At 71.5% G+C, this 12,012-nt stretch carries 12 protein-coding genes and 1 riboswitch; of the genes, 4 read left to right on the forward strand and 8 right to left on the reverse strand.

The window, feature by feature from the left end; all coding sequences use genetic code 11:
* Positions 1 to 96: 96 nt before the first annotated feature.
* From ACZ52J_RS42185 to thrC, 5 genes are all read right to left on the reverse strand, one after another.
* Complete coding sequence (locus tag ACZ52J_RS42185; RefSeq protein ID WP_465626718.1) at positions 97 to 453, reverse strand: hypothetical protein; 357 nt, start codon at positions 451 to 453, stop codon at positions 97 to 99.
* 113 nt (positions 454 to 566) lie between these two features.
* The gene (gene groL / locus ACZ52J_RS42190; RefSeq protein WP_049652341.1) at positions 567 to 2,189 is read right to left on the reverse strand and encodes a chaperonin GroEL; all 1,623 of its coding nucleotides are present in this window, start codon (positions 2,187 to 2,189) and stop codon (positions 567 to 569) included.
* Between the two features lie 323 nt (positions 2,190 to 2,512).
* Complete coding sequence (locus tag ACZ52J_RS42195; RefSeq protein WP_030289665.1) at positions 2,513 to 2,716, reverse strand: cold-shock protein; 204 nt, start codon at positions 2,714 to 2,716, stop codon at positions 2,513 to 2,515.
* Positions 2,717 to 3,256: 540 nt separating this feature from the next.
* On the reverse strand, positions 3,257 to 3,532 hold the full coding sequence (locus ACZ52J_RS42200; RefSeq protein WP_465626720.1) for a MoaD/ThiS family protein: 276 nt from the start codon (positions 3,530 to 3,532) through the stop codon (positions 3,257 to 3,259).
* Between the two features lie 41 nt (positions 3,533 to 3,573).
* Positions 3,574 to 4,854, reverse strand: coding sequence for a threonine synthase (gene thrC / locus ACZ52J_RS42205; protein WP_465626721.1), 1,281 nt, complete (start codon positions 4,852 to 4,854; stop codon positions 3,574 to 3,576).
* Positions 4,855 to 4,870: 16 nt separating this feature from the next.
* Positions 4,871 to 5,006, reverse strand: a riboswitch (SAM riboswitch).
* A 171-nt stretch (positions 5,007 to 5,177) separates the two neighbouring features.
* Between thrC and ACZ52J_RS42210 the strand changes: the two genes are divergently transcribed.
* Both ACZ52J_RS42210 and ACZ52J_RS42215 read left to right on the forward strand, forming a co-directional pair.
* Positions 5,178 to 6,158, forward strand: coding sequence for a glucosyl-3-phosphoglycerate synthase (locus ACZ52J_RS42210; RefSeq protein ID WP_396287951.1), 981 nt, complete (start codon positions 5,178 to 5,180; stop codon positions 6,156 to 6,158).
* A 73-nt stretch (positions 6,159 to 6,231) separates the two neighbouring features.
* Positions 6,232 to 7,716 (forward strand): alpha,alpha-trehalose-phosphate synthase (UDP-forming), encoded by a 1,485-nt coding sequence (locus ACZ52J_RS42215; protein WP_465626723.1) that lies wholly within the window; start codon positions 6,232 to 6,234, stop codon positions 7,714 to 7,716.
* On the opposite strand, the gene otsB is transcribed toward ACZ52J_RS42215, so the two are convergent.
* Both otsB and ACZ52J_RS42225 read right to left on the reverse strand, forming a co-directional pair.
* Positions 7,703 to 8,554 (reverse strand): trehalose-phosphatase, encoded by an 852-nt coding sequence (gene otsB / locus ACZ52J_RS42220; RefSeq protein WP_465626725.1) that lies wholly within the window; start codon positions 8,552 to 8,554, stop codon positions 7,703 to 7,705. The genes ACZ52J_RS42215 and otsB overlap by 14 nt on opposite strands.
* 41 nt (positions 8,555 to 8,595) lie before the next feature.
* Positions 8,596 to 8,868 carry a DUF3263 domain-containing protein gene (locus tag ACZ52J_RS42225; protein WP_465626726.1) on the reverse strand — a complete coding sequence of 91 codons (273 nt, stop codon included), beginning with the start codon at positions 8,866 to 8,868 and terminating at the stop codon, positions 8,596 to 8,598.
* Positions 8,869 to 8,934: 66 nt separating this feature from the next.
* Here ACZ52J_RS42225 and ACZ52J_RS42230 point away from each other — a divergent pair, with 66 nt between their 5' ends.
* A complete protein-coding gene (locus ACZ52J_RS42230) occupies positions 8,935 to 9,285 on the forward strand; it encodes a cupin domain-containing protein (RefSeq protein WP_465626728.1) in 351 nt (116 codons plus the stop codon).
* 70 nt (positions 9,286 to 9,355) lie between these two features.
* On the opposite strand, the gene ACZ52J_RS42235 is transcribed toward ACZ52J_RS42230, so the two are convergent.
* Entirely contained in the window at positions 9,356 to 10,636 is a 1,281-nt protein-coding gene (locus tag ACZ52J_RS42235; protein ID WP_465626729.1) for an extracellular solute-binding protein, read from the reverse strand.
* A 323-nt stretch (positions 10,637 to 10,959) separates the two neighbouring features.
* Here ACZ52J_RS42235 and ACZ52J_RS42240 point away from each other — a divergent pair, with 323 nt between their 5' ends.
* Entirely contained in the window at positions 10,960 to 11,910 is a 951-nt protein-coding gene (locus tag ACZ52J_RS42240; protein WP_360494797.1) for an ROK family protein, read from the forward strand.
* Positions 11,911 to 12,012: the final 102 nt, after the last annotated feature.

Raw genomic sequence — 12,012 nt, forward strand, 5'->3', positions numbered from 1 at the left:
ATCCGACAACCGCTCACCCGCACACGACTTGACCTGCCCCACCCTCGCCACACCACAACCAACGACACACAGACCACAAAGTCACCGGCATTGGGGCTAGGCCAGCTCCCCCACCGGCGCCACCACCGCGCCCTGCTTGCCGCACACCCAGTGCGGCTCGGGCCCCAGCTCGGGCTCCACGCTCAACGCGTGCGGGTCGCCGTCGGCCGCGCAGGCGTCGCACAGCGGCCACCGGCCGTACGCCTCCAGCAGCGCGTCCTGGACGTCCTGGGCGACCAGCCCGAGCACGTACTCGGTGCCGTCCGGCCACTGATCCAGCCACCAGCGGCGGTGGGTGACGGCCTGCTCCACCAGCGAGACGACGGCGGCGTCCGCCACGTCCCGTGCGGTGAGGTCGGCCAGGATCAGGGCCCGGGCGTTGTGCAGGGCGGTCTCGATGTCGTCGGAAGCCATCCGTCCATTCTCCGTGGAAACGCGGGAACGCCGAAACGCCGCGTGGGCGGCCCCCCGAAGGGAACCGCCCACGCGGACGAGGATTCAACCGATCCGATCGAAAGCGATCAGGATCAGAAGTCCATGTCACCGCCCGGCATGCCGCCGCCGGCGGCCGCGGCGGCCTTCTCCGGCTTGTCGGCGATGACGGCCTCGGTGGTGAGGAACAGCGCCGCGATGGAGGCGGCGTTCTGCAGCGCGGAGCGGGTGACCTTGGCCGGGTCGATGATGCCCTCGGCGATCAGGTCGACGTAGGTGTTGGTGGCGGCGTTCAGGCCGTGGCCGGCGGGGAGGTTGCGCACCTTCTCCACCACGACACCACCCTCGAGGCCGGCGTTGGTCGCGATCTGCTTGATCGGGGCCTCGAGCGCGACCTTGACGATGTTGGCACCGGTGGCCTCGTCGCCCTCCAGCTCCAGCTTGTCGAAGGCGACACCGGCCTGCAGCAGCGCGACGCCACCACCGGCGACGATGCCCTCCTCGACGGCGGCCTTGGCGTTGCGGACGGCGTCCTCGATGCGGTGCTTGCGCTCCTTGAGCTCCACCTCGGTGGCCGCGCCGGCCTTGATGACGGCCACGCCGCCGGCCAGCTTGGCGAGGCGCTCCTGGAGCTTCTCGCGGTCGTAGTCCGAGTCGCTGTTCTCGATCTCGGCGCGGATCTGGTTCACGCGGCCCGCGACCTGCTCGCTGTCGCCGCCACCGTCGACGATGGTGGTCTCGTCCTTGGTGATGACCACCTTGCGGGCGGTGCCCAGCAGGTCGATGCCGGCGTTCTCCAGCTTGAGGCCGACCTCCTCGGAGATCACGGTGCCACCGGTGAGGATGGCGATGTCGCCGAGCATGGCCTTGCGGCGGTCGCCGAAGCCCGGGGCCTTGACGGCGACGGACTTGAAGGTGCCGCGGATCTTGTTCACGACCAGGGTCGACAGGGCCTCGCCCTCGACGTCCTCGGCGATGATGACGAGCGGCTTGCCGCTCTGCATGACCTTCTCCAGCAGCGGGAGCAGGTCCTTGACCGAGCCGATCTTGGAGTTAGCGATGAGGATGTACGGGTCCTCGAACGTCGCCTCCATGCGCTCCAGGTCGGTGGCGAAGTAGGCGGAGATGTAGCCCTTGTCGAAGCGCATGCCCTCGGTGAGCTCGAGCTCCAGACCGAAGGTGTTGCTCTCCTCGACGGTGATGACGCCTTCCTTGCCGACCTTGTCCATGGCCTCGGCGATGAGCTCGCCGATCTGGGTGTCGGCGGCCGAGATGGAGGCGGTGGAGGCGATCTGCTCCTTGGTCTCCACGTCCTTGGCCTGGGCCAGCAGCTGGTCGGAGACGGCGGCGACGGCCTTCTCGATACCGCGCTTCAGGGCCATCGGGTTGGCGCCGGCGGCGACGTTGCGCAGACCCTCGCGGACGAGCGCCTGGGCGAGCACGGTGGCGGTGGTGGTGCCGTCACCCGCGACGTCGTCCGTCTTCTTGGCGACCTCCTTGACGAGCTCCGCACCGATCTTCTCGTACGGGTCCTCGAGCTCGATCTCCTTGGCGATGGAGACACCGTCGTTGGTGATCGTGGGGGCGCCCCACTTCTTCTCCAGCACGACGTTGCGGCCCTTGGGGCCGAGCGTGACCTTCACGGCGTCGGCGAGCTGGTTCATGCCACGCTCAAGGCCGCGGCGAGCTTCCTCATCAAAGGCGATGATCTTGGCCATCAGAAGTGGTCCTCCGGGACACGGTCGACTGCTCGGACCAAGGGGTGCCCGCGACGGACGGCCCTGGTGTGCGGGGGTCTTTTCCCCTACCGCTCCCGGGGGCCTCACCGACCCGGTCCGCTGTCACTCTCACACTGTGAGTGCTAACGCCAATGATTAGCACTCGCGGTGGTCGAGTGCAAGCCCAATCGGCAACCCGCGAGCCGCCGCCGTGGGCGCCCGGGGACGCCGACGGGCCCGTACGACGCGTGTCGCACGGGCCCGTCGAGAAGCGAGTGGTCACCAGCCGTAGGGCCGCGCCGAGCTCCTGGGGTCGGAAGGGGTCAGACCGCGGCGCGGACCATGTCCGCCTGCGGGCCCTTCTGTCCCTGAGAGATCTCGAACTCGACCCGCTGGCCCTCCTCGAGGGTGCGGTAGCCGTCCATCTGGATCGCGCTGTAGTGGACGAAGACGTCCGCACCACCGTCGACCGCGATGAAGCCGTAGCCCTTCTCCGCGTTGAACCACTTGACGGTGCCCTGAGCCATTCCGAACTCCCCTAGTGCTGTGCTGGCCCTTCACGTGCCCGCAGGTCGCGGGCCCGGATTGGTTTGAAGGCCGGCCCGGGGAACCCCCCCTGGGCGCAGCCGTGCACGCCGCAACCCTCCGCACGGGACGCCCAACGGCCTCCGGTGAGCGGGTGATTGCGTCGACCGCCGCTGAATGTATCCGGACCGACGCCCTCTGCAACAGGGTCAGCCGCCGGTAATTCCGCTGAAGCGTCAAGGGACAGCACGGGCTGAATCGGGAAGATCTCGGCATTTAACGCCGGACATAGCGGACGAATTACCCAAATGCCCGCGGCAATTCTGACATCCGCCTGACATGTTTCACGAGCCGGTCTCACCGGCCGGACGCCGCCCCGGCGGAACACCGCGGGTGGCCGCAAGGGAACCCCTGTTCCCAGCCGAGCGACACTCTACTCCGACTCGACTCGAAAATATTCCAGCCGGAATGCAACCGGCCGCCCGCGCATACGGAAAGCGGAATTCCGTACGGGCGGGCGGCCGAATAGCCGGCGTCACGGCTCAGCCGCCGGCCACCGCCGGGATGATCGAGACGCTGGCGCCGTCCTTGATCTCGGTCGCCAGGCCCTCGGCGAAGCGCACGTCGTCGTCGTTCACGTAGACGTTGACGAAACGGCGCAGCTTGCCGGCGTCGTCCAGGATGCGGGCGGAGATGCCCGCGTGGTTCTGCTCCAGGTCGGCGATGACCTCGGCCAGGGTGACGCCCTCGGCGGTCACCTCGGCGGCGCCGCCGGTGTAGGTGCGCAGGATGGTGGGGATGCGGACGTTGGCGCTCATGGCTCTCCTTGCGGGTGGGGCCTCACGGGGGCGGAGGTGGTTCAGGCGGACACGAGGCCGGCGGCGCGGAAGGAGTCCAGCGTCGGGCGGATGACGGCGGTCATCCCGGCGTCGGAGACGGCGTCCAGGGTCTTCAGGCCGTCGCCGGTGTTGATCGCGACGGTCTCCTTGGCCGGATCCAGCCGTCCGGTCTCGACCAGCTTCTTCAGCACGCCGACGGTCACCCCGCCCGCGGTCTCGGCGAAGATTCCCTCGGTCCGCGCCAGCAGCCGGATCGCCGCCACGACCTCGGCGTCCGTGACGTCCTCCACCGCCCCGCCCGTCCGGCGGGCGATGTCCAGCACGTACGGGCCGTCGGCCGGGTTGCCGATCGCCAGCGACTTGGCGATGGTGTCCGGCTTGACCGGCTTGATCACGTCCCGGCCGGCCTTGAAGGCGGCCGACACCGGCGAGCAGCCCTCCGCCTGGGCGCCGAAGATCCGGTACGGCCGGTCCTCGACCAGGCCGAGCTTGATCAGCTCCTGCAGCCCCTTGTCGATCTTCGTCAGCTGCGATCCCGAGGCGATCGGGATCACGATCTGCTCCGGCAGCCGCCAGCCGAGCTGCTCGCAGATCTCGTACGCCAGCGTCTTGGAGCCCTCGCCGTAGTACGGCCGCAGGTTGACGTTGACGAAGCCCCAGCCCTCGCCGGCCGGGTCGCCGATCAGCTCCGAGCAGAAGCGGTTCACGTCGTCGTAGTTGCCCTCGATGCCGACCAGCTCGCCGCCGTACACCCCGGCCATGACGACCTTGCCCTGCTCCAGGTCGTGCGGGATGAACACGCAGGACCGGAACCCGGCCCGGGCGGCCGCCGCGCCCACCGCGCCGGCCAGGTTGCCGGTGGAGGAGCAGGACAGCGTCGTGTAGCCGAACGCCCGCGCGGCCTCGATGGCGCAGGCCACCACGCGGTCCTTGAAGGAGTGGGTCGGGTTCCCGGAGTCGTCCTTGATGTGCAGCTGGGCGGTGAAGCCGAGCTCCCGGCCCAGGTTGTCCGCCTTCACCAGCGGGGTCCAGCCCGGGTTCAGGTTGGGCTTGGAAGCCACGTCGGCCGGCACCGGCAGCAGCGGCGCGTAGCGCCAGACGGAGGCCGGACCGGCCTCGATCCGCTTGCGCAGCTCCTCGGCGCCCTCGCTGCCGAATTCGTAGGCGATCTCCAGCGGGCCGAAGCACTCCAGGCACGCGAAGTCGGGACCGAGCGGGAATCGGGTGCCGCACTCCCGACAGGACAGCGCGACGGCGGGGCCGAGGTCCACGGAAACAGGTGCGACAGTGTCGATAGCCATGATGGCGAGGCCTCTCTCCTCATCTTCCCCGCGGCGCGGACGCGCCACAGGCCGGAATTGGCACCTGTCCCGCCGGGGCCTGTCGAGAACAGCCGCGCGAGAAGGTTGCCGGGACGTCAACGGGCCGTTCCCTCAGTCCCTCTGGATGAGCTTGTGAAATTGTGGTGGTACTCAGCGGCGACCCCGGCGTGCGAAGGTCCGGCCGCTGTACGAAGACTGTATCCGAAGGCGTCAATCCTGAACGGGACCGTCCGCCACGCGAGATGAGCCGTCCCACCCCACCCGCCGAGGAGACTTCCGTGCCCGCCGAACCGACTCCCGAGCTGCTTCCGCAGGCGGCGTCCTGGCTGCGCCGCCGCTCCTGGAGCGCGGCCGACCGTCCGGTGCGCACCCTCCTCGCGGCCAAGGAACGCACCGGGCGCACGGTCAGCGTCGTCCTCCCCGCCCTGGACGAGGAGGCCACCGTCGGCGACATCGTCCGCACCGTCCGCCGCGAGCTGATGGAACGCCTCCCGCTCGTCGACGAACTCGTCGTGGTCGACTCCGGCTCCTCCGACGCCACCGCCGCCGTCGCCGCCGAGGCCGGCGCCCGGGTCGAGCACCGCGACGCCATCCTGCCCCGGCTGCCCGCCGCCGCCGGCAAGGGCGAGGTGCTCTGGCGCTCGCTGCTGGTCACCCGCGGCGACATCGTCTGCTTCGTGGACGCCGACCTGCGCGAGTTCGATCCGGCCTTCGTCTCCGGCATCGTCGGCCCCCTGCTGACCGACGAGTCCATCCAACTGGTCAAGGCCATGTACGACCGTCCTCTCGAGACGGAATCCGGTGCCGTCGTCCCGGCCGGCGGCGGCCGCGTCACCGAACTCGTCGCCCGCCCCCTGCTCAACCTCCACTGGCCGGAACTCGCCGGTTTCGTCCAGCCCCTCGGCGGCGAGTACGCGGCCCGCCGCTCACTGCTCGAACGACTGCCCTTCCCCACCGGTTACGGCGTCGAACTCGGCCTGCTGGTCGACGCGTTGGAGCTGGTCGGCCTGGACGCCCTGGCCCAGGTGGACGTCGGCGTCCGGCACCACCGCCACCAGGACGGCCAGGCCCTCGGCCGGATGGCCGCCACCATCTACCGCACCGCCCTCGAACGCCTCGACCGCGCCCACCGGCTCAAGGCCTCCGCCGACCTCCTCCTCCCGCAGCTCACGCAGTTCACCCGCGACCCGCAGACCCGCGCCTTCACCGCCCACACCCACCCGGTGACCGCCCTGGAGCGCCCCCCGATGCACACCGTCCCCGAATACGCGATCCGCCACTGACCGAGGGCGGCCCCGGGTGAACTGAGGACGGGCCCCGGGTTTGCCGCGCCTGACCCACGGCAACATGCCAACCATGGGCGATCTCACGACCGAACGTTCGAGTGCGACCGGCACCGCCCCCGTCCTGGTGGCATCCAACCGGGGACCGGTGTCGTTCAGCACCGCCGACGACGGCACGCTGACCCTGCGGCGCGGCGGCGGGGGCCTGGTCTCCGGCCTCTCCGCGATCGACGACCCGAACGCGGTCTGGGTCTGCGCCGCCCTGGGGGAGGCGGACCGCAGAGCCGCCGAGCAAGCCCCCCGCGGCCGCCTCGACCTGGCCGGCCACGACGTCGGCGGGCAGGCCGTCCGGATGCTGGCCATCGACCCCGAGACCTTCGCCCGCGCCTACAACGGCGTCGCCAACTCCACCCTCTGGTTCGTCCACCACCTGCTCTACGCGACCCCCACGGCGCCCTCCTTCGACGCCGCCTTCCGCACCGAATGGGCCGCCTACCGGGCCTACAACGCCGCCTTCGCCGAGGCCCTGGCCGCCGAAGCCGCCCCGAACGCCGCGGTCCTGGTCCAGGACTACCACCTCTCCCTCACCCCGGCCCTGCTCCGCGCAGCCCGCCCCGACCTGCGGATCGGCCACTTCTCGCACACCCCCTGGGCCCCACCCGAGTACTACCGGCTGCTCCCGGACGACGTCGCCCGCGCCGTCCTCACCGGCATCCTGGGCGCCGACCGGGCCGGCTTCCTCACCGAGCGCTGGGCCCGCGCCTTCGCCGCCTGCTGCGCGGACCTCCTCGATGCCACCGTCGACCACGAGGCACTCACCGTCACCCTCGACGGCCGCACCACCCGCCTCGGCGTGCACGCCCTCGGCGCCGACGCCGACTTCCTGCGCGAACGCTCGCACCGCCCCGACGTCGACGAACGCCTCGCCGCCCTGCGCGAAGCCGTCGGCGACCGCCGCACCATCGTCCGGGTCGACCGCACCGAGCTGAGCAAGAACATCGTCCGCGGCTTCCAGGCCTACCGGCACCTGCTCCGCACCCGCCCCGAGTGGCACGACCGGGTGGTCCACATCGCGTTCGCCTACCCGTCCCGGACCGACCTGGCCGAGTACCGGAACTACACGGCCGCCGTCCAGGACCTCGCGGAAGAGATCAACGACGAGTTCGCCACCCCCACCTGGCAGCCGCTGATCCTGCACGTCAACGACGACTTCCCGCGTTCCCTCGCCGCCTACCGTCTGGCCGACGTGGCCCTGGTCAACCCCATCCGGGACGGCATGAACCTGGTGGCCAAGGAAGTCCCGGTGGTCTCCGACCGCGGCTGTGCCCTGGTCCTCTCCCGGGAGGCGGGCGCCCACGCGGAGCTCGCCGACGACGCCCTGACGGTCAACCCGTACGACGTCATCGCCACCGCCGACGCCCTGCACACCGCCCTCACCATGCCCGAGGAGGAGCGCGCCGACCGCACCAAGCGCCTCGCGGCGGCGGCCACCGCGCTCCCCCCGCAGCAGTGGTTCCTCGACCAGCTCAACGCGCTGGCCCCGCTCAAGTCCCAGTGAGGGCCTCGCCCAGCGCCCCCAACAGCTCCACCACGCCGGCCGGGCCCGGGACCACCAGGTCCGCCCGGTCGGCGAGTTCGCGCACCGGCGCGTCCCCCACCGCCCCGCTGCACACCAGCAGCCCGGCCACGCCCTCGCCCCGCAGCTTCTCCACCGCCGCGAAGGCCGCCACGTCCCCCAGGTCGTCCCCCGCGTACAGCACCGAACGGGCCCCCCGCTCCCGCAGGAACCCGGTCAGCGCCGCCCCCTTGTCCACCCCCGGCGGCCGCAGCTCCAGCACCAGCCGCCCGGGCTCCACCACCAGTCCGTACTCGGCCGCCAGCTCCCCCACCGGCGCACGCAGCAGCTCCAGCGCCTCCTCGGGCGCCGCCGTCCGCCGCGTGTGCACCGCCACCGAGCGCCCCTTGTCCTCCACGCCCGTCCCCGCCGGCGCCCCGGCCCGCGCCAGCACGCCCGGCAACGCCTCCCGCACCCCCGCCACCCCCGGGTGCACCTCCGGCGCCGTCACCTCGCCGTCCTCCCACCGCTCGGCCCCGTAATGCCCCAGCACCACGAGCCCCGGCACCCCGGCCAGCCCGCCGTACTCCACCGCCAACAGCGCCGGCCGACCCGTCACCACCACCACGGACCGCACCGACGACGCCAGCACCCGCAGCGCCCCCGCCACGCCCGGGTGCGCCCTGGCCCGGCTCGGGTCCGCGACGATCGGCGCCAGCGTCCCGTCGAAGTCCAGCCCGATCACCGCCTCCCGGGGCGCCCGCAGGATCGCCCGCACGCCCTCCCGTCCGGCCTCGGTGCCCGGCGCCCACGTCTCTTCGAATCCCGAACCGAATCCCATACCGGGGCACATACCCCCGGCCCCGGCGCGGAACGCCCGGCTCAGCGGGCCTCCCTCCGGGCGGCCCGCACCCGCCGCAGCCGGTTCACCAGCACCGGTGCGTGCGCCAGCGCCTCCTCCCGGTCCAGCAGCGCGTTCAGCAGTTGGTAGTACCGCGTGGAGGAGAGGCCCAGCTCCTCGCGGATCGCCCGCTCCTTGGCGCCCGCCGTCCGCCACTGCCGCCCCTCCAGCGCCAGCACCGCCCGGTCCCGCACACTCAGCTCGCCCACCGCACCCACCTCCACACCCCTGCGCCCGCCACTACGGAGTGTCATTCTCCCGCGCGACCCCGACACACACTGCTCGCCCCACCGCTCCCCCGCCGCCGCTAACGTCGCCCCATGACCACGCCCAGCTTCGCCCTGCACATCCCCGCCGCCGACCTCGAACCCGACCCGCTCGACCCGTCCCAGATCGTCTCCGGCGCTCCCGAGGTCACCGGCAAGGTCCTCGCCGAGTCCGCCGACGGCCGTCAGCTGCGCGGCATCTGGCAGATCACCCCCGGCGTGGTCACCGACGTCGAGGCCGACGAGATGTTCGTGGTGCTCAGCGGCCGGGCCACCATCGAGATCGAGGGCGGCCCGACCCTGGAGGTCGGCCCCGGCGACTGCGCGGTCCTGCGGGAGGGCGACCGCACCACGTGGACGGTCCACGAGACCCTCCGCAAGGCCTACGCGATCACGCTCCCCTGAGCGACTCTTCTGCATGAAGACACGTCGAGGCCCGGCCCGGGAACCCCCGGGACCGGGCCCGCCGTACGGACTACTTGCGGACCCGCGCCGCCTCCTGCGCCGCCGCGTCCTGCAGCCCCCCGAGCACCACCTTCGGGTCCCCCGTCGCGGCCTGCCCGATCCCCGCCTTGATCCGGTTGCTGACCTCGCCCCACGCCGGGTCCCCGAACGGGTAGAAACTCGCGTTGGTCAGCCCGACCGCGAACTGCTTGAGGTCCGTGTGCTTCGGGTCCGTCGACATCTGGTCGAAGGCGTCCTGGGTGACCGGCAGCAGGTTGTACTGCTCGTCGAACTTCAGCTGGTTGTCCTTGGTGTAGACGAACGACAGGAACTTCTTGATCTCGTTCTTGTGCCCGTTCGCCTTGAACGCCATCATCCAGTCCGCGACCCCGAGGCTCCCGGTCCGCCCCACGCCGTCCTTCTTCGGGATCGGCGCCGTCCCGAACTCGATGTTCCCGGTGGTCGCCATCCGCAGCAGCGTCGGATGCCCGTTCAGCATCGCGACCTTCCCGGCCGCGAAGTCCTGGAACACCGGGGTGCGGTTCATCTTCCCCGGGTCCGGGTACGTCAGCCCGGTGCTCACCAGGTTGCTCTTCAGCCAGCCGAACGTCGCCTGGTTCTGGGCGCTGTCGATGGTGTAGTTGCCCACGTCGTCGGAGATGCTCCCGCCACCGCTCAGCGTCCACAGCATGGACTCCGCCGGCGCCTCCTCCGGCCCCAGCGGAAGCCCGTACGGGGTCACCCCCGGCACCTTGGCCTTGATCTTCTCCGCGTCCTGCTTCAGCTCGCTCCAGGTGGCGGGCGGCTGCGCGATCCCCGCCTGCCGGAACATCGCCTTGTTGTAGAAGAGCACCCGCGACGAGGACACGAACGGGATCCCGTACTGGATTCCGAGCACCTGCCCGGCGTGCGCGAAGGTGTCCAGGAGGTCGACCTGGGTGTCCATCGAGAGCACGTCGGACGCCGGGTACAGCCGACCCGCCGCGACCTGGTCGGCGAAGCCGCCGGTCTGCAGCAGGTCCGGCGACTTCCCGGCCGCGATCATGTCCTCGACCTTCTTGCCGATCTCGGTCCAGCTGTCGACCTCGACGCTGACCTTGATCCCGGGGTTGGCGGCCTCGAAGGCCTTGGCGACCCCATCCCAGTAGTGCTTGGAGTTGGTCTCCTGGCTCTCCCCGTAGTCCGCGGCGACCAGCTTGAGGGTGACGGTCCCCTGGTCCTGCCCGCTGCACGCGCCGACCGCGGTGAGTGCCAGGGCTCCGGCCAGCACACTGCCGAGCACACGGGTGGGAACGTGGACGCGCCTGTTCAACGCGGGTACCGCCTTAGGGGAAGAACTGCCGCCGGAACGAGGGAATCCGGCAGGGGGGAGGCGCCACACTGCCAAACCCGCCGACCACTGGTCCACACCACTGGGCCGCCCCGCACCAGTAGTTACCGAAGTGCCCGGAGTCGTTGCACGATGCGCAACACCAGCGCCCGATTCACCCCCGGACAACCGCCCGGACACCCCTCGTACGCCCCGCCCAAAGCCCCGCAGACCCCCACGGCTGCGACAAAGCTCACCCAGTATGGACCAGACCAATCCGACAACTGGACTAGACCTCTTCTACCCACCAAGGGAAACTGTCCTCCGTGAAGCACGTCATCGCACTCGATGTAGGCGGCACCGGCATGAAGGCCGCGCTGCTCGCCCAGGACGGCTCCGTGCTGTTCGAGGCACGCCGACCGACCGGGCGGGAGCACGGCACGGACGCCGTCGTCGCCGCCATCCTCGACTTCGCCACCGACCTGGCGGCCGAGGGGCGCAGCCGCTTCGGCGTCGCCCCGCTCGCGGCCGGCGTGGCCGTCCCGGGCACGATCGACGAGAAGAACGGGATCGCGGTCTTCTCCGCCAACCTCGGCTGGCGGGACCTGCCCCTGCGGGGACTCCTCGGCGAGCGCCTGGCCGGCCCCGACGGCACCGCGATGCCGGTGGCCCTCGGCCACGACGTGCGTTCGGGCGGCCTGGCCGAGGGCCGGATCGGCGCCGGCCGGGGCGTCGACCGCTTCCTGTTCATCGCCCTCGGCACCGGCATCGCCGGCGCCATCGGCATCGGCGGCCGGATCGAGGCGGGCGCACACGGCTACGGCGGCGAGATCGGCCACGTCGTGGTCCGCCCGGGCGGACCGCAGTGCGGCTGCGGCGCCCGCGGCTGCCTGGAGACGCTGGCCTCCGCCTCCGCCGTCTCCCGCGCCTGGGCCGAGGCCAGCGGCGACCCCGACGCCGACGCGGCATCCTGCGCCGCCGCGGTGGACGCCGGGGACGACCGCGCCCGCGCAGTCTGGCAGCGGGCCGTCGACGCCCTGGCGGACGGCATCGTCCTCGCCCAGAGCCTGCTCGACCCGTCCACGGTGATCGTCGGCGGCGGGCTGGCCGAGGCCGGCGACACCCTCTTCGGTCCGCTGCGCACGGCGGTCACCGAGCGCCTGACCTTCCAGATGCCCCCGAAGGTCGTACCCGCAATGCTCAAAGACACCGCCGCGTCCCTGGGCGCGGGCCTGCTCGCCTGGGATCTGCTGCTCTCCATGGAGGTGACCGCGTGACCACCGCGGACCGTGACCGTACTGCCCTGGCCGGCGCCCGCCTGGTCCTGCCCGGCGGCGTCGTCGAGGGCGACCGGCTGGCCGTCGAGGGCGACCGCATCG

It is taken from the genome of Kitasatospora sp. NPDC034035 (assembly GCF_055575755.1).